We start from the raw sequence: 23747 nt of genomic DNA, 5'->3' as shown, positions 1-23747 counted from the left end.
AATTGTTGTATATCTAATTTATATTTTTAAAATTTTTTAAAGAATATCTATTACTTTTCACTATATTTTAGCATTACTTTAAGAATATATCCACATATAATAAACTATACATATTAATGAAGTTAAAATTATATGTTATAATCTTATTTTAGGTACTTAAAGTATTATAATAATATTAGGCATTATAAATAAATAATAAACTAAGGCACATTCAAAAAAATAATAGACCAGTATGTTTGTATATTAGTTTTGTTACTTTCTTTACAAAGTACTTATAAGATTTTAAGAAGAATATTAGGAGAATAATTAATGATAAAATTTAATTTTAATGTAAAAAGACATAAATTAGACAATGGGTTAGAAGTTATAACAATAAATAAGGATACACAAATAGCATCTATAAATATAGGTCTTAAAGTTGGAGCTTTATATGAATCTCTAAATCAAAAGGGTATAAGTCATTTTGTTGAGCATTCTTTATTTAAGGGAACTCATAGCAGAAGCGATGAAGAACTGAATGATGAATTAGAAGCACTAGGGGGGGAATATAATGCATATACAGATTATGATGCAACAGTGTATACAATAAGCTGCTTAATGGAAGAATTAAGAAATGGTGTTTCTATATTAGGTGACATGATTATAAATTCCAAATTTGAAGAAGCTGAAATTGAAAAAGAGCGTGGAGTAATTTTAGCTGAGATAAGAACAGGCAAGGATGACTTAGAAGATTATAGTTTTAAAAATGTTAATAATATTGCATTTACCAAAAGTGCTCTTAAATATGATGTTATAGGACTTGAAGAAAATATTAAGAGGTTTACTCAAAAGGAAATCATAGATTATTATAATGAGTACTATACGCCTAAAAATGCATTGATTACCATGGTTTCAGCCCTAAGTCATGATGAAGCAATAAATTTAATAAATAATGAATTTAAATCATGGAGTGGAGATAAACCTAAACCTTTAAATTGTATTAAAGAAAAAAATAAAGAAATAACAAAAACAACATATAAAAAAGATATAGAGCAAAGTACAATAGTATATTTATATACTTTTAATGAACTTGAAAAGGATGATGAACTTCCGCTTAGAATATTAAATCATAGATTAGGGGAAAGTGCTAATTCGTTGCTTTTTAGGGAAGTTAGAGAAAATAGAGGATTAGCTTATGATATTTATACTCATTTAGAAATAACAAATAATATAAAAACTCTTTATATATACACATCTGTTGGTGAAGATAATGTAGAAGAAGCAAAATGTGCCATAGATGAAACATTAAATAATGTAATTCAAGGAAAAATTGAAATTGGAGATAGAGACTTAGAAATCATGAAAAAAGTTCATAAAACCGCAGTAATATCAACTTTAGAAGATTCATCAGAATTGTGTAATTATGTACTTCATCAAGCACTTGAAGACGAAGATATATTTGAGTTCGTAAAAGATATGGATAGATTAAATAATGTAGATAAAGTTAAAATTAATGAAGTATCAAAAAAAGTACTAAAAAATCCAACTATTCACGTACTAACATCATCATAAGTAAGAGTCCAAATCTTGTATTTGGGTACTCGAACTTACCCAGCGAACGAATGTGAGTCGGGTTTCATTAAAAAATAGAGTCCAAATCTTGTATTTGGGTACTCGAACTTACCCAGCTAAAGCGAATGTGAGTCGGGTTTCATGTAAAAATAGAGTCCAAAAGTGATGCTCCAAATTTTATATTTGGTGGGCAGAACTTTCCCAGTGGGCATCTTGTATTTGGGTACTCAAACTTACTTATTATGTTAATTATGTGATAAAGAAAAAGGTGATAAATTTAAATGGCAAAAATAACAAAACTAGAAATCCAAAAGAGAAATAAAGAAAGAGTTAATGTGTTTTTAGATGAAGAATACGCATTTTCAATATCGGCAGAATTGGTTTATAAAGAAGGGCTTAAAATAAATGACGATGTTGAAGGTGAAACCCTTAGAGACTTAGCATCTAAGGATGAACTAGTTAGATGCAAAGATTCCGCAATAAGGATGATAGAAAAGAGCTATAAAACTGAAAAGCAAGTTAAGGACAAATTAGTTTTAAAAGGTTATGACAATGATGCAATATTGAAAGCAATGGAATTTTTAAAACAATATAATTTATTGGATGATGTAAATTATACAAAACTTTTTGTTAAGGATAAGCTAAAATCTCAAGGAAGTAATAAGATTAAGTATTCTTTAATGCAAAAGGGAGTATGTAAAGAACTTATAGAAGAGGAACTGAATAACATAGATAAAGAGCACGAAATAAGCACTGCTATGAATTTAGCCCAAAAGAAATTATTAATTATTAAAAAGTCAGAAAGCGATAACTATAAAATATCTAGTAAGTTATATAGATTTTTAATCTCAAAAGGATATGGATATGATGTAGTTAAAGAAGTGGTTAAAAAAGCTATGGAAGTTTCGTGTTTTGATTAAAGGAGAAAAATAAATGGATAAGATTCTTTTATACAAAAGCATATTTTTTGGTATAATAGGTATATCAATACTACTTAGTATAAAAAAAGTTTTAAAGAATTCTAATATTGATTATGTAATTATTCCTATAATAGATACTATATCTAGTATAATAACTTTTATGATAATTTTATTCAAATATGATAAAATAAACGGTATGCTATCATATTTTATTAATAATATTTTAAGTAAAGCACATTTGACTAATGGAATAATTAAGATAGGTGCACTTGTAATTGTATTTTTGCTTATTAGATTAATTATAAGAAATGTATTTTTATTAATACAATCTACAGTCTTTAGTGGAGGTAAAAAACTTATAAATGAAAGCAAACCTCTTTTAATTATTTTTGCAATTGTATTTGGTACTATTAGAGCAAGTATTTTTATTTTAATAATGTTTGTTCCTATTATAATGTTTAATTCAATTCCTAATAATCCATTTAAAATTGATGCGTTTAATAATATTAGTGCATTCAATAAGATGGAAAGTATCATAGATAATAATAAACTAGAAATTATAAATAATGGGTTAATTAAAGATATAGCATCAAATAAAATTATATATTATAATGGAGTGACATTAGAACAAGGAGTAAAATCTAATGACAATATTGACCAAAAAGCTAAAAAGATAGTTGCTGGAGCTAATACTGATAGAGAAAAAGCAAAAAAATTATATTCTTGGATTGGCGCTAATATAACTTATGATTATAACAAAGCAGCTAAAGTATTAAATTCTGAAAATGTAAGTAATAGTGGAGCTATATCTGCTTATGAAGAAAAAAATGGAATATGTTTTGATTACGCATGTCTTTATGTAGCAATGTCAAGAGCGGTAGGTCTTAATGTAAGGTTGATAACTGGAGAAGCTTATAATGGTAAAGAATATATAAGTCATGCTTGGAATGAAGTTTATTTGAAAAGTGAAAACAAGTGGGTTAAGGTTGATCCAACATTTTATAATGCAGGTAACTATTTTGATTCAGATGATTTTGATGATATACATAATAAAAATAACACTGCTGGAGAATGGTAGAATAAATACAATAAAATAGTAGTGTCATTATATCTTAGTGAAAGATAAAAAAGAGGTATGTTAAGATACCTCTTGTAAATTTTTATAATTAGGCATTGTAAAATAAATAACTAGTCAAAGATTCTTAGGCTTTTTTGAACTAGACAAAGAAATGAAGGCAGTTAATACTGCTGTTATTAGCTACGTTTGCTGACGTAGTATAGTACAAAAAAGACAAGAAGACTGACTAGTTATTTATTTCATGTGCCTAAGGCATTATTTTTTCAAATCCTTAAATTGAATTTTTGCTAATTTTTGATATTATTAAGTTAATTGCTTTTTCAGAATCTTTATCAGTATTATTAAGAGACCAAGCTATATTAAAAAGTTGCAAAGCTTTATTTAAATCTTCTTTCATGCTATAGCAATAACCTAAGTTGAAAAAATATTTGCTTTCATGTTGAATTGCAATAGCATTTTTAAGCATAAGTATTGCTTTATTAAAATCTTTTAGTTTAATAAAACAAACACCAGCATTATAATATGAACAAGCTTCATTTTGCTTTTGTACTGCAGATTTTTTATAGCAGTCAATAGCACTAAGGTAATCTTGAGTATTGTATAATTTATTTCCTTCATTAAAGTAATTCATTTTAACCTCCACAAAATTATATATTACTTAAGAAATTATCAAAAAATAATAAAAAGTCTTAAATACATTTAAATTACTTTTTAATTATAGACACGTATAACAACGACTATACATAAACATCATAAAAATACATGATAATTTTTATGTACACATAACAATATTTATATCAAATTTGTATTTAATTAGAGTAGGTGAATTTTTAAATGAATAACTATAAAATTGGTTTGGACATAGGATCAACAACAGTAAAGTTAGTGATTCTTAATGATAAAGATACAGTAGTATATAGTAGATATACTAGGCATTTTTCAGATATTAAAAGTACTATTATAGGATTAATAGAAGAAAGTTATAATGAAATGGGAGATATAAAGTGCACATTAAGTGTAACTGGATCAGGAGGCCTTTCTGTTTCTAAATGGATTAATATAGAATTTGTACAAGAAGTAATTGCTTGTTCAAAGACCGTCGAAACACTTATTCCTAAAACTGATGTTGTAATAGAATTAGGTGGGGAAGATGCTAAAATAACATATTTTAGAGGTGGACTAGAGCAAAGAATGAATGGAAGTTGTGCTGGAGGAACAGGTGCATTTATTGATCAAATGGCAGTGCTACTTAATACAGATGCCACAGGATTAAATGAATATGCTAAAGATTTTAAAGTGTTATATCCAATTGCTTCAAGATGTGGTGTTTTTGCAAAAACAGATGTACAACCACTTATAAATGAAGGGGCAAATAAAGAAGATATTGCGGCATCAATTTTTCAAGCAGTTGTTAATCAAACCATAGGAGGACTCGCATGTGGTAAGCCAATTAAAGGAAATGTAGCATTTTTAGGAGGACCACTATCTTTCTTATCAGAACTTAGAAAGAGATTTATAGAAACATTGAATTTAACAGAAGATGAAGTTATTTTTCCGGAAAATTCACAGCTTTTTGTTGCTCAAGGAGCAGCACTTTTATCTAAAAACAATGAAATGATTTCTCTTAAACATATAGTAGATAAGGTAAAAAATCTATCAGAAATAAAAGATGATAATGTAGAGAGATTAGAACCATTATTTAAAAATAAAGAAGAGTATCAAGAATTTAAAGAAAGACATGATAAAGATAAGGTAAAAAGAGGAGATCTTAAATCATATAAAGGAAATGCATTCTTAGGAATAGATGCTGGATCTACAACAACTAAAGCAGCATTAATAAATGAAGATGGAGAACTTATATATTCCTTATATCAAAGCAATGAAGGAAATCCATTAAAAAAAGTAGTTGAAATGTTAAAAGACTTATATTCAAAACTTCCTAAAGAAGTTGAAATTGTAAATGCTACTGTAACTGGATATGGAGAAGCTTTAATTAAGTCAGCTCTGCATATAGATATTGGAGAGATAGAAACAATTGCTCATTATAAAGCAGCTGAATATTTCTTGCCAGGAGTTGATTTCATATTAGACATAGGTGGACAAGATATGAAATGCTTAAAGATAAAAAATGGAACGGTAGATAGTATTTTGTTAAATGAAGCTTGTTCTTCAGGGTGTGGTTCATTTATAGAAACATTTGCTAAATCTTTAAACATGAAAATAGAAGATTTTGCAAAAGAAGCATTAATTTCAAAAGCACCTGTTGATTTAGGATCTAGATGTACTGTGTTTATGAATTCAAGAGTTAAGCAATCTCAAAAAGAAGGCGCAGAAGTTTCAGATATATCTGCTGGACTTTCATATTCAGTAATAAAAAATGCTTTATTTAAGGTAATTAAATTAAGAGATGAAAAGGATATGGGAAGTAAAGTTATAGTACAAGGTGGAACTTTTTATAATGAAGCAGTACTTAGAAGTTTTGAATTAATTTCTGAAAGAGAAGCTATAAGACCTGATATTTCTGGAATTATGGGTGCTTTTGGATGTGCCATAATCTCAAAAGAAAGATATGTTGAAGGCGAAAAATCAAATATACTTTCAAAGGAGAATGTTGATAAATTTGATATGACAACTTCTTTTAAGAGATGTGGTAAATGTGGTAACAATTGTCTTTTAACTGTTAATAAATTTTCAACTGATGAAGAATTTATTTCAGGAAATAGGTGTGATAGGGCACTTGGAGTAGATAAATCAAAAAATGATGCACCTAATTTATATAAATATAAATATAAAAGAACTTTTAAGTATGTTCCACTTAAGGAAAGTGAAGCTAAGCGTGGTGCGATTGGAATTCCAAGAGTACTTAACATTTATGAAAATTATCCATTTTGGTTTATGCTTTTAACAACGTTAGGATTTAGTGTAAAATTATCAGCACCATCAAGTAAAAAAATATATGAAATGGGAATAGATACTATTCCATCTGAATCAGCTTGTTATCCAGCAAAATTAGTTCATGGTCATATAATGTCACTTATAAATCAAGGAGTAAAAACTATATTTTATCCTTGTATACCATATGAAAAGAATGAATTTGCAGATGCAGATAATAACTATAATTGTCCAATGGTAACCTCATATCCAGAGGTGATTAAAAATAATGTAGATGAATTAAAAGATAAAGGAATTAAATATATAGCACCATTTTTATCTTTAGATAATGATAAGGTGTTAGCAAAAAGAATAGTAGCAGAATTTAAGAGTTACAATGTTACATTAAAGGAAGCAGAAAATGCAGTAGCAGTAGCTACTAAAGAAAGACAAGCTTATAAGGCTGATATTCAAAAAAAAGGTGAAGAAGTTTTAAGATATTTAAAAGAAAATAATAAATGTGGTATTGTTTTGTGTGGAAGACCATATCATATAGATCCAGAAATAAATCATGGAATTCCAGATGTTATAGCTTCATTTGGAATGGCGGTATTAACAGAAGATAGTGTATCTCACTTAGCACAGTTAAAAGATAAATTAAGAGTTGTAGATCAATGGACATATCATTCAAGATTATATAGAGCAGCACAAATTGTATCAGAAAATAGTAATCTTGAAATAATTCAGTTGAATTCTTTTGGATGCGGATTAGATGCAGTTACTACAGATCAAGTTTCAGAAATTATTAGCTCAACAGGAAAGATATATACATTACTTAAAATAGATGAAGGTAATAATTTAGGAGCTGCTAAAATAAGAATTAGATCTTTAAAGGCAGCAATTGAGGAAAGAACTAGGAAGAATTATAAGCCTATTAAAGAGAAAATTGAATATAAAAATCCTGTGTTTACAAAAGATATGCGAAAGACACATACAATTTTAGCACCACAAATGTCACCAATACATTTTGGGCTTATACAAGAAGCTACAAGAGCTAGTGGATATAATTTAGAAGTATTACCATCAATAGATACAAAAGCTATTGATGAGGGGCTAAAGTATGTTAATAATGATGCATGTTATCCATCAATAATAGTAATTGGACAGATTATTAATGCATTAAAGTCTAATAAATATGATTTGAATAATACTTCTGTAATAATAAGTCAAACAGGTGGAGGATGCCGAGCTACTAATTATATTGGATTTTTAAAGATGGCATTAAAACATGCTGGATTTGAAAATATACCTGTGATTTCTTTAAATGCAGTAGGACTTGAAAAACAACCAGGATTTAAAATTACATTAAAACTTGTAAAGAGAGCTCTTATGGCTTTAGTATATGGAGATCTATTAATGAGAACTTTATATAGAACAAGACCTTATGAAGAGGTAGAGGGTTCTGCAAATGCTTTATATGAAAAATTTAATAAAAAAGCAAAAGAAAATGTAAGAGTAGGAAGCATAAAAGAATTCAAAAAAAATATAAAAATTATAATAGAAGAATTTGATAATTTACCTTTATTAGATATTAAAAAACCAAGAGTTGGAGTTGTAGGAGAAATTTTAGTTAAGTTCCATCCAACAGCTAATAATAATATAGTAGGTATTTTAGAAAGAGAAGGAGCGGAGGCTGTAGTTCCAGACCTTTTAGACTTTTTCTTTTATTCAGCATTAGATTCCAACTTTAAATATAAGTATCTTGCGGGAAGTAAGAAGGATAAAAATATAGATACTATAGCTATTAGATATATGGAAACATACAGAAAAACTATGAAAAAGTGCTTAGAGAAGAGTGAAAGATTTACTCCACCTAAACATATAGTAGAATTAGGAAAATTAGCATCACCAATAATCTCATTAGGAAATCAAACAGGAGAAGGATGGTTTTTAACTGCAGAGATGATTGAATTGATTCAAAGCGGTGCTGAAAATATAATATGTATGCAACCTTTTGCGTGCTTGCCTAATCATGTTACAGGAAAAGGAATGATAAAAGCATTAAAGGAAAAATATCCACAGTCAAATATAGTTGCTATAGATTATGATCCGGGAGCATCAAATGTAAATCAATTAAATAGAATTAAATTAATGCTTTCAGTAGCATTTAAGAAGTTAGAAGAAGAAACAGTACCTTATAGCGAATCTCAGGAGAAAGTAGAACAAGAACAATTTCATAATGAAATTAGTCTTACTTAGAAAAAGAGGGAAGTTTAAGAATATGAAATTAGAATTAACAGTAATTGAGCTAGGAAAAGTTTTAAAAAAAATAGAAGAAAATTATAAATTAGATTTATTAGTTAAGAGTAAGTTAAGTGGTGGATGGATGACTATGATAGGTCAGGCTACTATTAATAAAGTTCCTACTGAATTGGGTTTAGGTTGTAGTAATAAAGGTAATAATATTATAAACATAAAAGTTAATGATAATAGTAAAGATGGATCGATGATTAAACTTACAGGAACTAAAGATAAGAAGTTTAATGTAGATATATCATCAACAAGATATAGAGAATTATCTAAAAATAGCTTAAATATAAATCAAATAAAGGTAAATATAAATGAATGCAAATTAAGAATAGATGAAAATATTATATTTACAATAAAAGCAAGCGCGGATGACGTAGTAAAGATTATAGAATAAGGCGTGCCTAAAGTTCATGGTATAAAATATTGATATAAGCACATCATATCAATGAGTGAGGTGAAACACTATGGACAATAATAAAAGTAGATTAAAAGATAGACCTAAATCCAATGCTGAACTTAGAAAAATGGATCCAAAGGATAATTCTGATTTAGGAATTATTGAAGGGAAGAAGATAGGTGCACCTTCACATAAAGAAAAGGACCATTTATAAAAAAGAAACACTAACGATTAATATTATCGTTAGTGTTTTTGTGTGTTTACATAAATAGATTAGCATACTGACTTGTTATTTTTAATTTGTAATAAATGTTTTGCAAAAAGGATAATAATTCAACTATATATAATAAATTAAAATATAGTATTTTACTTGATATAAATCTAAGTATTATAAAGGGTAAAAAATAAGGAGGTTGGACATTATAATATTGAGGTGATAGAAATGGGAAAACAAATGAAAGCAACAAACAAAAGAAAGAAAAAACATGTAAATCACAATCCTCAAGCAGAAAGTATTAAAGCTGTTTTTGGAGAACCAAAAGCAAAAGAACATGATCCTAAAGACTTTAAGATTTAAACTTATAATTTAGATGGGTAAGGCATATTAAAAGAAATAACAAGTAAGTCAGCCAGTCTATTTTCTTTAATGTGTCTAAATTGTTTTTGTAATAAACATCAAAAAATTTATATTTAGGAAAAGGAATGTCTAAAAAATTTTAAAATAATTTTAATAGACATTCCTTTTTTCTTTTAATTCAATCTACAATTACGTTATAATAGAAACAAATGATAAAAATAAATGATAGGCAAAGGATGAAGAAAATATATGGAAGAAAATATAATTTTAGAAAATTTAAGTGGAGATGAAATATGGGAAAAATTGTATAATAAAGAGTTGAATTGTAAGAAAAACATATTAGAATACATAGACATTACAAGAATACTGAAAAAGGAAAATGCTAATATTGAGCAAATCGAACAAACTTATAATTTAATTTATAATAGTATTGAAAAAATGGCAAATCAAATAAAACCGAATACAATGATGTATTTGAAAAATCAACTAAAGGCTCAACTTGGAAAGTATATTAGTATAAAGGATCCAAAAGAAGAAGATAATTTTATAAAGTTCTTTAAAGAAGCATATCCAGCAAATTCTAGAAGAAAAGATTTTACCTGGGTGTTAATGGATAATAATAAAATTACAGAGGAACAAATTTGGACTACTTTAATTTATATTAATAGGGAATGTTTAAAAAAGATTATTAAATTAAATAGTGAAGAAAAAGCTGATATAACTAAAATGGTAGAAAAGTTAGTAGAAAAAAATAATATAAAATACATAAATCAGGTTAAGAGTTTAGAAAAGCTACTCAATGTTTTAAATATTAATGTTGTAAATGTAAAAGATAAGTTTAAGATTAAAAAATTAAATAAGTAATTTAATTAAGTAACTATTTCTTATTATAAGATATGGTTATTTTTTTTGTTAATCCATATCAATATAGCAATTTGATATTAATAAAATTTTAGATGATTTTTATTTTATATACCTAATTTGAATAGTTTTCAAATGTCATCCAATATATTAATGTAATGTAATTATAAACTAATTTATGATATAAAATATAATTAAAGAAATAAATTACAAAAACGATAATTATATGTAAGGTACAGCGAAAAAATAATAAGTTAGTATGCTAGTCTATTTGACTTATTATTTTTTTTCACATGCTTAAACAAAATATTAATTTAAAGGATGATAAGTATGGAAATTAAAATAGGTAATAAAAAAATAAGTGACTATGAATATAGTTCAATAAAAACGACAAGAGATACTAATACTACTTTTAAAGAACAACTTAACAAGGCAATAACAAGTTGCAATAATGTCCAAACATCAATTAAAGATAAAGACTTAAACGGTAAAGATATAAATAAATCACAAAGTGAAATAGGACAAACAGAAAAAAGTGATAAAGAGGAATTAACTGAAAAACATAAAGAAATTGTATCAAAGGCAATAGAAGATATGGAGAAAATATTTAATATTAACATGTCTAAAAATCCAGATGAATATTATAAAAAAAATAAAAAAATAAACATTACTGAAATCATACGTAAATATGGAAATAATGTATCATCTAATGATTTAAATGATTTAGAAAAAACAGTAACTTCATTATGGAAAGAGGGAATGATTGATGATGATGATTATTTTAATGCAATTAAATGGATTACATTAAAAGTAGAGCAAAAAACAGTGAAGTTAAAATTAGAAAATGAAAAAAAACATATACAAGATATTATAACTGATAAAAATAAAAAAATAGATTTATATAAGCATAGAATAAATAGATGATAAAAAAATGCAATAAATTAATGTAAAAGTACCAAATAGAGATAAAATCTATTAGGTATTTTTTATTTTTAAAACTGAATTAATCATATTCAGATGAGCAAGGTGATAAGATAGCATTAAGTTATAATAAAATATGGTATAATTATATTATAAAATATTTAACATTAACGTAAAAACTAATAATTATATGGGGCTTTATAATATAATTACTAGGTGGTGGAAAGAGGCAATTTGATGTTTATAAGAAAGAATGTTTTGAAATTAGCTATACCAATAATGGTAGAGCAGACTTTTGTTATGCTTTTAGGGGTATGTAATACAATGATGGCTGGATATATTGGAGAAGAAGCTGTTTCAGCTATTGGTATGGTTGATTCTATAAATAATATGTTTATATCTTTTTTTGCTGCTTTATCTGTTGGAGCTACTGTGGTTGTAGCCCAACAAATTGGAAGAGAAAATCCTAAAAAGGCGAATGAAACAGCTAGACAAGCCTTGGTATCAGGCTTAATTTTATCTACATTAATAACTTTGTTAATATGGATTTTTCGGATTCCTATGATTAATACACTTTATGGTTCAGCAGAGGAATTAGTAAAAGTAAATGCCAAGCTATATTTGGAATTTACGCTTTTAACTTATCCATTTATTGCAGTAGAACAAATTGCAAATGGAGTATTAAGAGGATGTGGAGATACTAAGACACCAATGTATATAACAATGTTTATGAATTTAGTAAATATAATATTAGGATTTATATTAATATATGGGATAAATGATGTTGAATTTTTATGGTTTCATATAAACACTCCATCATTTGGAATAGCAGGAGCTGCTATATCAATAGCAATAGCTAGATTGGTTGGTACAGCAATTATTGGTATTGTTTTATTTAGAGGAAGTAAGGTTATTAAAATTAGAAAAGTATTTCCATTCAAGTTTGATATAAAAATACAAAAAAGTATATTTAATATAGGTATACCAGCAGGAATTGAACAAGTACTTTTTAATACTGGAAAGCTAATAGTACAAATATTTATAGTAACTATGGGCACAGCATCAATTGCAGCTAATGCAATTGGAATGTCAATTGCTTCAATTATTAATGTTCCAGGGTGTGCACTAACATTAGCTGCAACAACTTTAGTTGGTCAGTATATTGGAAGAGATGATATTAAAGGAGCAAAGAGTACTTTGATTTATTTAACCAAATTTGGAACTGTATGCTTAGTATCAATAGGATTGTTATTTATACCAATTGCAGGATGGGTATCATCACTTTATACAGATAGTCCTGAAGTAATAAGTATTTCAGCAACCTTAATTAGGAGTAATAGTATTGCACTGTTAATTTGGCCTATTTCATTTATTCTTTCGGCAGGATTAAAGGGTGCCGGAGATACTAGATATACAATGTTAACTGCATTTATTGGAATGTGGATTTTTAGAATATTTACGGGTTATATTTTAGGAGTTGTATTTGGATTTGGAGTATTAGGAGTTTGGATTGGAATGTATGCAGATTGGGCTATTCGTGGAACAATGTATTGTTTTAGACTTAAAGGAGAAAAATGGCTTAAGCATAAAGTTATCTAACAATATAAACACTACATTAAAACAGAGCCTATTAATAAAAAGCTACTACACAAGGGAGAATAAAATGTATTAGCTTAGTTCTTTTAATTAGTAATTATAGCACATAAGGAAGGTGTACATTTTTAAGTGGAGTTTAAAAAGGCAGAGTCTTTTTAGATTCTACTTAAAAATCTACACTTTTCTTATTTTTTTTGAATGTGCCTTAGTTAGGATCTATATTTAAAACTGTTTTACTTGGATAAGGGCTGAGCTTTTATTGCATTAATTAATATAGAAGTATTACTTTAAATTAATTAATGTAATAGAAAGAAACTAAGTATAAAATAAGGTTTACTTGTATATTCTAATCCTGAAGCAATGTAAATGTGCCTAAAATGAAAGCAAGAAATAAAAGAAAACTGTAAAACATAATCTAAATTAGATGTTCTTAAGTCTAATTCTTTAGCACGCTGAACAATATGTAACAATATCAACACGGTTTTAAAACAAGCCTAAAAATACATTGGAGTTTGAAGTTAGGAGAAAAATTTTATGATAATAAGACTTGGTTATGTTGCAATTTCTATGAATTTAGGAAAGAAAGTTACTAGCTCTAGCAATGTTACGTTTAGTAATTATAATAAAATTATTGGAGAAGAAAAAAGACTTGAAAAATTAAAGATGGTTACATTATCAAATTTAAATGATTTAGAAACATTACTTAAATACAATATAGATAATAATATACATTTTTATAGAATAACTTCGGCACTTATACCTTTAGTAACACATCCAGAGGTAGGGTATTGGGGACATAGAAAAACATTTAGAAATGACTTTCAATATATAGGTAAATTAATTAGAAAAGCTGATATGAGAGTAGATACACATCCAGATCAATTTAATGTAATAAATAGTATTAATACTAAAGTTGTAGAAAATACTAAAATAAATTTGATGCATCAAGCAGAATGGTTTGAAGATTTTAATTATCCGGAAGGTAAGATGGTAATACATATTGGAGGAGCAACTGGAGGAAAGGAAGCTGGAATTGACAGATTCATTAATAATTTCAGAAAATTTCCAAAAGAGATAACCTCAAGAATAATTATAGAAAATGATGACAAAACATATACTGCTAAAGAAATTCTTAATATATGTAATAAATTAAATACACCTATGGTTTTGGATGTTCACCATCACAATTGTAATAATAATGGTGAAGATATAGGAGATTTATTAAAAGAAATTTTTAATACTTGGAATAATGAAGTGTTTCCTCCTAAAATACATTTTTCAACTCCAAGAGAATATGAAAATGATAGGAAACATTCAGATTTCATAAATCCAAAAGATTTTATTGAATTTATTCAAAAGACTAAAAATCTTAAAAGAGATTTTGACATAATGCTTGAATGTAAGGAAAAAGATAGAGCACTATTTAAATTAGTAGAAGATATTAAATATATAAAACCTGAATATAAATGGATTGATAATACAACCTTTGAAGTTTAGTAAAAATATTTAATATTAATTATCAAACAATTAAAGTGTATTATATACTTTTAAAGAGATATATACTTGTTTTTAATTCATAAAATAAGTATATATCTCTTTAAATTTTCTTTATATATGCCTTGAATAGTATAAAATTAAAATATTTTATATAAATAATTGTATTTAAAAATAATTATGTAGTACAATTAAACAAGTAAAAAATGTCGAAAAAGGAGAAAATATGATAAAAAAAGCAATAGTAAAAGGAATATTATTTTTGATTGTAGTTGTTAATGTTATACTACTTAATCCTAAAATTAATGTTAAGGCGTATAATAATATTAAATTTAATAGTATTAGCATAGATGATCAATTATCTCAATCTATGGTACAAACTATCTTTCAGGATAGTAGGGGATATATATGGATAGGAACTTATGATGGATTAAAGAAATATAATGGTAACGACGTTAAGGTTTATAAGTATGAAGAAAATTCAACTAAAAGTATTGCTAATAATACTATAACATCAATTAGGGAAGATAAAAAAGGGAATTTATGGGTAGGGACTGCAGATGGATTAAGTAAGATTAATATTTATGATGATACAGTAAAAAACTATTATGATCATGCAGATAAAGGAGATTTATCTAATTATAATATTTGTAACATATTAATTACAAATGAAGGACAAGTATTAGTTGGAACAGCTGATGGCTTAAATATTTATAATGAAGAAAATGATAAGTTTGAAAGAATATTATATAAAGAAGATAAAAAAATACTTCCTAATCAGTCAATATATAGCTTAGATCAAGATGAATTTGGACATATATGGATGGGGACTGGAGGTGGATTAAATAAAGTAGATATTAAAAATAAAAAAATAGAGTATTCATATGATGAAAGTAATGGATTTAAAAACTCAATATATAAAGTGTATTGTGATCATAATGGATATGTTTGGGCTGGTACATTTGGAGAAGGATTATTAAAGATAAAAATAAAAACTAATGAAATAGAAAAGTACAAACCAAACCCTGGATCAAACAGTAGTGAGCTGCAAGGAGGGATAATTAGGGATATCTTAAAAGATAGTAGAGGTGACATATGGATATGTACTAATAATGGATTATCTAAATATAATCAAGAGGAGGATAATTTTAGTACTTATATAAATAAAAAATGTAATAAACACAGCTTAATTGATAAGAATGCCATTTGTATAATGGAAGATAAAAGTAAATTAATGTGGGTTGGTACATATACAGGAATTAGTACTTTTGATCCAGATAACACAGATCATAATTATAAAAATAATCCAGTTATTAAAAATGCTTTAAGAGATAATTTTATACAAGGAATTTATGAGGATGATAATGGACTCTTTTGTATAGGAACTGATACAGAAGAATCAAATATATTTAATGAAATTAAGACTTCTAAATCTAAGTCTTCTACAAAGATTATATTTGATGGATTTGAGGTAAAAGGTAAAAAATATAATAATATAGATGGATTAGAATTTAATTGGGATGAAAATATGATGAAATTTAAAATATTTATTCCGTATTATGGAAATAATAATATAAAATATTATTATAAGCTAACAGATGTAGATGATACATGGAATGTTAGTAAAGATAATGAATTGGTGTACAATAATATAAAATCTGGTAAACATACATTAAAAGTTAAGGTAAAAAATGAGGATGGATCTATAAGTGGAGAAAATGAAGTTAGCTTTGTTATAAAACCACCAATTTGGAGAACTAAGGAAGCTATGTTAGTTTATTCTGCAATTATTATATTAATTATTTACTTAAATTATAATAAAATGAAGAGACTTGACAAAATGGTTGAAAAAAGAACAAAACAATTAAGAGAAGAAATGGAAAAAAGTAATAAACTATTAAATAAAGTGATTGATTTAGAGAGAAGGAAAAATAATTATTTTGTAAATCTTTCTCATGAACTTAGAACTCCTTTAAATGTTATTTCTTCTACAGAACAGCTTATTTCAGAGCTTAATAAACAACAAGAAGGAATAGATAAAACTAAACTAAATTATTATATGAAAATTATAAAAAGAAATTCAAGCCGTTTATTACGATTAATAAATAATATAATAGATACTAATAAGATTGAAAGTGGAAGATATGAGACCGATATTAGAGAAAATGATATAGTGTATTTAGTTGAAGAAACAGCATTAAGCTTAAAAGATTATATTGAAAATAAGGGTGTACATTTAATTATAGATCCAGAGGTTGAGGAAAAGATTATAGAGTGTGATAGGTGCGAGATAGAAAGGTGTATTGTAAATTTAGTTAGTAATGCTGCAAAATTTACACCTGAAGGTGGTAAAATAGAAGTTATATTAAAAGATTTAAATGATAAAATTATAATAAAGGTTAAGGATGATGGAATTGGAATAGATAAAAAGTATCACAATGCTATTTTTGATAGATTTAATCAGATTGTAGATGCTAATTCAGAAGAACATGGGGGAAGTGGATTAGGATTAACAATAACTAAGCAGATTATAGATATACATAATGGTGAAATTTATGTTAAGAGTGAAGTAGGAAAGGGAGCAGAATTTATTATAATATTACCAGTTAAAAATGTTAAGTAGAGGAGCTAAAAATGAGAATAAATAAACTTCTTAGCAATCTTGGCTATTGTTCAAGAAGAGAAACTAATAGACTTATTGAGGAAAATAGAATAACAGTAAATGGAGTACTTTGTAAATGTGGACAATGGGTAGAAGAAGATGATATTATTCTTATTGACAATAAATCAATTCCTATAAAAGATAAAGTTTATATTGCATTAAATAAGCCAGTAGGAGTTACTTGCACTGCAGCTAAAGAAGTGGAAGATAATATAATAAATTTTATGAATTATCCAGAATATATTTTCCCAGTTGGGAGATTAGACAAAGCATCTCAAGGATTAATACTTATGACAAATGATGGAGAATTGTCAAATAAAATTTTAGAATCAGAAAATGAACATGAAAAGGAATATATGGTAACACTTAATAAATCTTTTGATGATTCTTTTATGGAAGGTATGTCTAAAGGAGTAGAGATTTCTGGAATTAAAACAAGACCATGTAAACTAAATAGAATTTCAGAGGATACATTTACAATTATTTTAACACAAGGACTTAATAAACAAATTAGAAGAATGAGCAAAGCTTTTGGATATACAGTTGAGATATTAGAACGCATTCGAATTATGAACATAAAAATTGATGGGATAGAGATTGGCAAATGGCGTAATCTTACGGGAGACGAGGTTCTTCAATTAAGGAATGAATAAGGCATTTTCAAATAAATAACTATCTATATTATTAATATTATTAATTATGTAAAAAAAGCTGATTTAAAGTATGTTTTACATTTAAACACTTTGAGTCAGCTTTTTTAAATATTAGGCACATTCAAAAAAATAATAGACCAAAGATGCGACGCATCTTTGGTCTATTATTTCCTTTTATGTGCCTTAACTTTCTTTTTTCTTGAAAGCAAAAAATTTCATTAATATAAATGTAACAGGAATACCAATTATAGCAGCTAGTCCATAAGCAATAAGTTTATGGATTCCCATGATATTAAATACTATTAATACTACTATATTTTGAATAATAAAATTTGGTATATATGATATTGCAAATTTTATAAACTTCTGAAAATCAAGTTTTTCTTTAAATGTTATAATGCTATTTAATATATAGGATATGAATAAGCCTGAAATATAACCAAATATAAATGCTAAGTTTTCGTTTAAAAAGCTTGAGTATATGTAAGAAAAAACAACACCATTAAAAGTATTAATAATCCCTATTATAACAAACATAATAAATTGTCTTGAAAAAAAAGTATTTTGAAATTTTTCTATAAAACTATTCATAAGCTAAATCCTTATATATCTTTTTTATCATTGCTAATTAATTTGTCAGCAATAATAAATCTTGGTCTATGCTTAGTTTCATTATATATTTTACCAATATATTCACCTATGACTCCAAGCGATAAGAGTTGTATTCCACCAAGCATCCAAATGGAAAGCGTTAAAGAAGTCCAACCAGTTACTGTTTTTCCAAGAACTTTTACTATAAGTGTATAAATTAAAGCAATAAAACTAATGAAAAATATAAGGAATCCCAGTCCAGTTATTATTCTTATTGGTTTTATACTAAAAGATGTTATACCATCTAAGGCAAAAGCAAGCATTTTTTTCAATGGGTACTTAGATTCTCCAGCAAATCTTTCATGACGTTCATATTCAACTATTGAAAATTTATAGCCTATTAAAGGAACAATTCCTCTAAGAAAGAGATTAACTTCTTTAAATTCACTTAAACCCTCTAAGGCGCGTCGACTCATAAGACGATAATCCGCATGATTATACATTACATCAACACCGAGCATGTTCATAAGTTTATAAAAAGCTAATGCAGTTGTTCTTTTAAAGAAAGTATCTGTCTTTCTTGAACATCGCACCCCATAAACGACATCACTTCCACTGTAATATTCTTCTACAAATTTATCTATAACTTCTATATCATCTTGGAGGTCTGCATCTAATGATATGGTCATATCTGCATATTCCTTAGCAGTCATAAGACCTGCAAGTAAAGCATTTTGATGACCTTTATTTCTTGAAAGATTAACTCCACTAAATATAGGGTTTTGAGAATGTAGTTCTTGAATTATATCCCAGGTCCTGTCCTTTGAACCATCATTAACAAAAAGTATTTTACTATCATCAGAAATAAGTTTTTGTTCAATCATACTATTAATTTTTTTTAATAATCTTTTAGCGGTTTCATGCAAAACCTCTTGTTCATTATAACAAGGAATCACCAAATATAGGCAATCATTCATATATGTTACCTCCTAGTTGTTATTAATATAATATTATATAATGCTACAATCACATAATGATAAAATCATATAAATAATATCCGTATCCTAGCTTATTTAAAGCTAAAAAATACAAACTTCATTATAATCCATAATCTGCAAAATGTAAATATAGCTTTTAATTTATGATATTGTTATGTAAAAAATAAGATTTCTATTTTTGGCTCTTTTTTAATATAATGTTGAATGAATATATATGTTTAAGCAATATAATTTTACTGAAAAATATAGAACAATATTAATGAAAATAGATAAAATAACATCCCCAAAGGGGATGTTAGCGTATTGATGATGCTAACATGGCAAGGCTTATAAATAGTATGTAATTTATACTAGTAAGTAAAAAAGATAAGAGAACTTTTAAAAATGTATTTATTCTTTGAGATAAACTAATTCTAATTGATAAAGTCATACCCATAAATGCTAATAAAAATGGAAGTGCACCACCACCTATTATAACTAGTCCGTTTAACACTATAAATATCCAAGTCCAAGCTGGCATTCTTTCTAATGCAACATACTCTCTACCAGAGTTTAAATATTTTCCATCAATTGCTACATCAATTTTATTACCTAAACTAACAAGTACTGCCTCCTTAATTCCCAACATAAAATGAGTTTCATTAGCCATACCAAGGTATTTTGATTTTTCAAATGGAACTTCTTCATTGTTTACGAAAAGTTTTTTCGAGAATAATTTTTGTTTTAATTCAATGTTATAAGATATCCCATCTACGATAATTATCCATGTTTTCTTTTTCATACCAATAACTCCTTTATTTTTTTCTTAAGAATTATATCTTTAAAAGTATAAGATTGCAAGATTTATAATTATAAATGATAAATAGCTAAATAAATTTAAATTATATACGTTGAATCTTTGACTTGTTATTTTTTTTATAACTAAAGATTAATTATAAACTTGATTATGTTTATAATTAGGATTGAGTGCCAATAAAATTAAGTAACATGTAAATGTATGATATCATAGAAGTAACAATGATAATTGACAAAAAATTTATATTAATATATTATAAAATAAATTAATATTTTATTAGCTATGAAAAAGAGGAGTAAAAACTGAAAGTATTATAAGGAAACTCACTCAGATGAGTTGAGGAGTACAGTTCTTTTAGCTAAATTATAGATTTAGAAAGAACTAGCAAGAGAGAGGGTGCACGCTGAAAGCCCTTATACTGAAAGTTTTGAAGGTAGCTTTTGAGCTTCTTTAGTGAAATAATAGTAACTAGAGACGGTTTGTCTAAATCGTTATTGAATTAAGAGTCCATTATGGCATATATGCTAATGTGGAAATAAAGGTGGTACCGCGAGTCTTCGTCCTTTTTGTGATGAAGGCTCTTTTTTTGTCTAGATAAATATATATTTGCTAAGACTTTAGAGTAAGTATTCTAAGTGTTTTATATTAAAAGAACAATGCTTCTGTGAAAATATATTTTTATTTAAAATGAATACTAAAAAATGATAATTAATTAGCAGTACATAATATTTTTAGTGCTAATTGAAATAAAGGGAGGAATTAAAATGTCAGAGATTAAAAATATATCAACAACATATGATCCCAAAGAATTTGAAGACAGAATCTATAAGAAGTGGGAAGAGAAAAAGTATTTTACACCTGTAATTGATAAGAAGAAAAAGCCTTATACAATAATTATGCCACCACCAAATATAACTGGTGAGCTTCATTTAGGTCATGCATTTGATGATACTCTTCAAGATATGCTTATTAGATTTAAGAGAATGCAAGGATATTGTACATTATGGTTACCAGGAGAAGACCATGCATCTATTGCAACAGAAGTTAAGGTTGCAAATGAATTAGCTAAGCAAGGTTTAGATAAGAAGGAAATGGGAAGAGAAGCATTCCTTGAAAAAGTTTGGGAATGGAGTGATGAATACAGAGCAAGAATAAGAAATCAAGTAAAGAAACTTGGTGTATCAGCTGACTTTACAAGAGAAGCTTTTACAATGGATGAAAATCTTAGTGCTGCTGTAAAACATGTATTTGTTAAACTTTATAATGAAGGATTAATATATCAAGGAAACAGAATAACTAATTGGTGTACTCATTGTCAAACTGCATTATCTGATGCTGAAATTGAATATGAAGAACAAGCAGGTCATTTCTGGCATATCAACTACCCATTAGCTGATGGTTCAGGAGTTCTTGAAATTGCAACAACTAGACCTGAAACGTTACTTGGAGATAGTGGTGTTGCTGTTAATCCAAATGATGAAAGATATAAGCATCTTATTGGTAAGACTGTAATGTTACCATTAGTAAATAGAGAAATTCCTATAGTTGCAGACGATTATGTTGATTTAGAATTTGGAACTGGTGCTGTTAAGATGACTCCAGCTCATGATCCTAATGACTTTGAAGTAGGAAAGAGACATAACTTAGAAATAATAAGAGTTATGGATGATAAGGGTGTTATTAATGAAAAAGGCGGAAAATATCAAGGATTAGACAGATATGAAGCTAGAAAGGCTATAGTTAAAGACTTAGAAAGTCAAGGACTTTTAGTTAATATTAAAGATCATGCTCACAATGTTGGTACTCATGATAGATGTGGTACTACAGTAGAACCTATAATATCTAAGCAATGGTATGTTAAAATGAAATCTTTAGCAAAACCATCTATAGATGTAGTTAAAGAAAAGAAAACTAAGTTTGTACCAGAAAGATTTGAAAAGACATACTTTAACTGGATGGAAAACATTCAAGATTGGTGTATTTCAAGACAATTATGGTGGGGACACAGAATACCAGTTTTCTATTGTAAAGATTGTGGAGAAATGATGGTATTAGAAGAAGCACCAAAGGCATGTACTAAGTGCGGATCTACGAATATAGAACAAGATAATGATGTATTAGACACATGGTTTTCATCAGCATTATGGCCTTTCTCAACACTTGGTTGGCCAAACAAGACAGATGATTTAGAATATTTCTATCCAACAAGTACATTAGTTACTGGACATGATATTATATTCTTCTGGGTTGCGAGAATGATATTCTCAGGAATGCATAATATGGGAGAAGTTCCTTTTGATACTGTATTAATTCATGGCCTTATAAGAGATTCTGAAGGAAGAAAGATGAGTAAATCTTTAGGAAATGGTGTTAATCCATTAGAAGTTATAGACCAATATGGAGCAGATGCTTTAAGATTTATGATTGCAACTGGTAATGCACCAGGAAATGATATGAGATATTATCCTGAAAGAGTTGAAGCTTCAAGAAACTTTGCTAATAAGATTTGGAATGCTTCAAGATTTGTTATGATGAATCTTGATAAAGAAATAATGAACAAGTACAAAGATTGTACTGATTATTCTTTAGCTGATAAGTGGATTTTATCACAAATGAATACAGTAGTTAAAGAAGTTACTGATAACATGGATAAATTTGAACTTGGAATTGCAATGCAAAAAGTTTATGACTTTATGTGGACTGAATTCTGTGACTGGTATATAGAACTTGTTAAACCAGTATTCTATGGAGAAGATGAAAAAGCTAAGGGGATAGTTTACAATGTATTAAATACTGTTTTAATTACAGGATTAAAATTATTACATCCAGCAATGCCATTTATAACAGAAGAAATATTTACTCACTTAAGTGATGAAGAAACAATAACAACTTCTGCTTGGCCAGAATTTGATGAAGCTTTAGTAAACACAAAAGCTGAACATGATATGGAATATGTAATTGAAGCAATTAAAGGATTAAGAAATGTAAGAGCTGAAATGAATGTACCACCTTCAAGAAAGGCTAAAGTTCTATGTTACATTTCAGGAGATGCTAAAGAAGCATTTAACTTAGGTGCAGCTTATATTGAAAAACTTGCTTCGGCTTCAGAAGTTGAATTTATACAAGATAAAGCTAATGTTCCAGCAAATGCAGTATCACTAGTAGTTAAGGGTGGAGAATTATTTATGCCATTACTTGACTTAGTAGATAAAGATAAGGAACTTGAGAGATTAAATAAAGAAGTTAAAAAATTAGAAGGTGAAGTTGAAAGAATAGATAAGAAACTAGGAAATCAAGGATTCGTAGCTAAAGCTCCAGTAGCAGTTGTAGATGCAGAAAAAGAAAAGAGAACAAAATATTTAGAAATGCTTGAAGCTGTTAAAGTTAGAATTAATATTTTAAATTAAGAATATAGATCACACAAAAAATAATGCATATAAAAAATAGAGATATGATTGACTTAAGATGTGA

At 27.0% G+C, this 23747-nt stretch carries 18 protein-coding genes and 1 other annotated feature; of the genes, 14 read left to right on the top strand and 4 right to left on the bottom strand.

Annotated elements, in window-relative coordinates; translation table 11 throughout:
* Positions 1-309 precede the first annotated feature (309 nt).
* The 3 genes from BM027_RS05115 to BM027_RS05105 all read left to right on the top strand — a co-directional run bounded on the left by BM027_RS05115 (position 310) and on the right by BM027_RS05105 (position 3549).
* Entirely contained in the window at positions 310-1551 is a 1242-nt protein-coding gene (locus BM027_RS05115; RefSeq protein ID WP_090089414.1) for a M16 family metallopeptidase, read from the top strand.
* Between the two features lie 281 nt (positions 1552-1832).
* Entirely contained in the window at positions 1833-2471 is a 639-nt protein-coding gene (gene recX / locus BM027_RS05110) for a recombination regulator RecX (RefSeq protein WP_090089413.1), read from the top strand.
* A gap of 13 nt (positions 2472-2484) precedes the next feature.
* Positions 2485-3549, top strand: coding sequence for a transglutaminase-like domain-containing protein (locus tag BM027_RS05105; protein WP_090089412.1), 1065 nt, complete (start codon positions 2485-2487; stop codon positions 3547-3549).
* A gap of 271 nt (positions 3550-3820) precedes the next feature.
* On the opposite strand, the gene BM027_RS05100 is transcribed toward BM027_RS05105, so the two are convergent.
* Positions 3821-4180: a tetratricopeptide repeat protein gene (locus tag BM027_RS05100; protein ID WP_090089411.1), complete on the bottom strand. Its 360-nt coding sequence runs from the start codon at positions 4178-4180 to the stop codon at positions 3821-3823.
* Positions 4181-4383: 203 nt separating this feature from the next.
* Between BM027_RS05100 and BM027_RS05095 the strand changes: the two genes are divergently transcribed.
* From BM027_RS05095 to BM027_RS05060, 10 genes are all read left to right on the top strand, one after another.
* Positions 4384-8679 (top strand): 2-hydroxyacyl-CoA dehydratase, encoded by a 4296-nt coding sequence (locus BM027_RS05095; RefSeq protein WP_090089410.1) that lies wholly within the window; start codon positions 4384-4386, stop codon positions 8677-8679.
* Between the two features lie 22 nt (positions 8680-8701).
* Positions 8702-9124: a UDP-N-acetylglucosamine pyrophosphorylase gene (locus tag BM027_RS05090; protein ID WP_090089484.1), complete on the top strand. Its 423-nt coding sequence runs from the start codon at positions 8702-8704 to the stop codon at positions 9122-9124.
* Positions 9125-9194: 70 nt separating this feature from the next.
* Entirely contained in the window at positions 9195-9341 is a 147-nt protein-coding gene (locus tag BM027_RS18190) for a hypothetical protein (RefSeq protein WP_175559944.1), read from the top strand.
* A gap of 240 nt (positions 9342-9581) precedes the next feature.
* A complete protein-coding gene (locus BM027_RS18680; protein WP_423230317.1) occupies positions 9582-9704 on the top strand; it encodes a CPC_1213 family protein in 123 nt (40 codons plus the stop codon).
* A gap of 249 nt (positions 9705-9953) precedes the next feature.
* Positions 9954-10568 carry a hypothetical protein gene (locus BM027_RS05085; protein ID WP_090089409.1) on the top strand — a complete coding sequence of 205 codons (615 nt, stop codon included), beginning with the start codon at positions 9954-9956 and terminating at the stop codon, positions 10566-10568.
* A 327-nt stretch (positions 10569-10895) separates the two neighbouring features.
* The gene (locus BM027_RS05080) at positions 10896-11489 is read left to right on the top strand and encodes a hypothetical protein (protein ID WP_090089408.1); all 594 of its coding nucleotides are present in this window, start codon (positions 10896-10898) and stop codon (positions 11487-11489) included.
* Positions 11490-11723: 234 nt separating this feature from the next.
* Positions 11724-13085: an MATE family efflux transporter gene (locus BM027_RS05075; protein WP_090089407.1), complete on the top strand. Its 1362-nt coding sequence runs from the start codon at positions 11724-11726 to the stop codon at positions 13083-13085.
* A gap of 531 nt (positions 13086-13616) precedes the next feature.
* Positions 13617-14579, top strand: coding sequence for a UV DNA damage repair endonuclease UvsE (gene uvsE / locus BM027_RS05070; RefSeq protein WP_090089406.1), 963 nt, complete (start codon positions 13617-13619; stop codon positions 14577-14579).
* A 223-nt stretch (positions 14580-14802) separates the two neighbouring features.
* On the top strand, positions 14803-17199 hold the full coding sequence (locus BM027_RS05065; RefSeq protein WP_090089405.1) for a ligand-binding sensor domain-containing protein: 2397 nt from the start codon (positions 14803-14805) through the stop codon (positions 17197-17199).
* A gap of 11 nt (positions 17200-17210) precedes the next feature.
* Positions 17211-17891, top strand: a complete 681-nt coding sequence (locus BM027_RS05060) for a pseudouridine synthase (protein WP_090089404.1) — start codon at positions 17211-17213, stop codon at positions 17889-17891.
* Between the two features lie 183 nt (positions 17892-18074).
* Here BM027_RS05060 and BM027_RS05055 read toward each other — a convergent pair whose 3' ends face one another.
* The 3 genes from BM027_RS05055 to BM027_RS05045 form a co-directional block, all read right to left on the bottom strand.
* The gene (locus BM027_RS05055; protein ID WP_090089403.1) at positions 18075-18482 is read right to left on the bottom strand and encodes a GtrA family protein; all 408 of its coding nucleotides are present in this window, start codon (positions 18480-18482) and stop codon (positions 18075-18077) included.
* A gap of 11 nt (positions 18483-18493) precedes the next feature.
* A complete protein-coding gene (locus tag BM027_RS05050; protein ID WP_090089402.1) occupies positions 18494-19459 on the bottom strand; it encodes a glycosyltransferase family 2 protein in 966 nt (321 codons plus the stop codon).
* Between the two features lie 316 nt (positions 19460-19775).
* Positions 19776-20261 carry a hypothetical protein gene (locus tag BM027_RS05045; RefSeq protein WP_090089401.1) on the bottom strand — a complete coding sequence of 162 codons (486 nt, stop codon included), beginning with the start codon at positions 20259-20261 and terminating at the stop codon, positions 19776-19778.
* Between the two features lie 288 nt (positions 20262-20549).
* Positions 20550-20844 (top strand) — a binding site (T-box leader).
* 196 nt (positions 20845-21040) lie between these two features.
* Here BM027_RS05045 and BM027_RS05040 point away from each other — a divergent pair.
* Positions 21041-23683: a valine--tRNA ligase gene (locus BM027_RS05040; protein ID WP_090089400.1), complete on the top strand. Its 2643-nt coding sequence runs from the start codon at positions 21041-21043 to the stop codon at positions 23681-23683.
* Positions 23684-23747 lie beyond the last annotated feature (64 nt).

It is taken from the genome of Clostridium uliginosum (assembly GCF_900112485.1).
GTDB lineage: Bacteria > Bacillota > Clostridia > Clostridiales > Clostridiaceae > Clostridium > Clostridium uliginosum.
The sequence above is the reverse complement of the archived record's forward strand: the minus strand, read 5'-3'. Positions and strand labels throughout refer to the sequence as shown.

What these genes read in the sequence shown, in the direction of transcription:
- BM027_RS05115 (WP_090089414.1), top strand. Translation starts at nt 310, where the DNA reads ATGATAAAATTTAATTTTAATGTAAAAAGACATAAATTAGACAATGGG.
- recX (WP_090089413.1), top strand. Translation starts at nt 1,833, where the DNA reads ATGGCAAAAATAACAAAACTAGAAATCCAAAAGAGAAATAAAGAAAGA.
- BM027_RS05105 (WP_090089412.1), top strand. Translation starts at nt 2,485, where the DNA reads ATGGATAAGATTCTTTTATACAAAAGCATATTTTTTGGTATAATAGGT.
- BM027_RS05100 (WP_090089411.1), bottom strand. Translation starts at nt 4,180, where the DNA reads ATGAATTACTTTAATGAAGGAAATAAATTATACAATACTCAAGATTAC.
- BM027_RS05095 (WP_090089410.1), top strand. Translation starts at nt 4,384, where the DNA reads ATGAATAACTATAAAATTGGTTTGGACATAGGATCAACAACAGTAAAG.
- BM027_RS05090 (WP_090089484.1), top strand. Translation starts at nt 8,702, where the DNA reads ATGAAATTAGAATTAACAGTAATTGAGCTAGGAAAAGTTTTAAAAAAA.
- BM027_RS18190 (WP_175559944.1), top strand. Translation starts at nt 9,195, where the DNA reads ATGGACAATAATAAAAGTAGATTAAAAGATAGACCTAAATCCAATGCT.
- BM027_RS18680 (WP_423230317.1), top strand. Translation starts at nt 9,582, where the DNA reads ATGAAAGCAACAAACAAAAGAAAGAAAAAACATGTAAATCACAATCCT.
- BM027_RS05085 (WP_090089409.1), top strand. Translation starts at nt 9,954, where the DNA reads ATGGAAGAAAATATAATTTTAGAAAATTTAAGTGGAGATGAAATATGG.
- BM027_RS05080 (WP_090089408.1), top strand. Translation starts at nt 10,896, where the DNA reads ATGGAAATTAAAATAGGTAATAAAAAAATAAGTGACTATGAATATAGT.
- BM027_RS05075 (WP_090089407.1), top strand. Translation starts at nt 11,724, where the DNA reads ATGTTTATAAGAAAGAATGTTTTGAAATTAGCTATACCAATAATGGTA.
- uvsE (WP_090089406.1), top strand. Translation starts at nt 13,617, where the DNA reads ATGATAATAAGACTTGGTTATGTTGCAATTTCTATGAATTTAGGAAAG.
- BM027_RS05065 (WP_090089405.1), top strand. Translation starts at nt 14,803, where the DNA reads ATGATAAAAAAAGCAATAGTAAAAGGAATATTATTTTTGATTGTAGTT.
- BM027_RS05060 (WP_090089404.1), top strand. Translation starts at nt 17,211, where the DNA reads ATGAGAATAAATAAACTTCTTAGCAATCTTGGCTATTGTTCAAGAAGA.
- BM027_RS05055 (WP_090089403.1), bottom strand. Translation starts at nt 18,482, where the DNA reads ATGAATAGTTTTATAGAAAAATTTCAAAATACTTTTTTTTCAAGACAA.
- BM027_RS05050 (WP_090089402.1), bottom strand. Translation starts at nt 19,459, where the DNA reads ATGAATGATTGCCTATATTTGGTGATTCCTTGTTATAATGAACAAGAG.
- BM027_RS05045 (WP_090089401.1), bottom strand. Translation starts at nt 20,261, where the DNA reads ATGAAAAAGAAAACATGGATAATTATCGTAGATGGGATATCTTATAAC.
- BM027_RS05040 (WP_090089400.1), top strand. Translation starts at nt 21,041, where the DNA reads ATGTCAGAGATTAAAAATATATCAACAACATATGATCCCAAAGAATTT.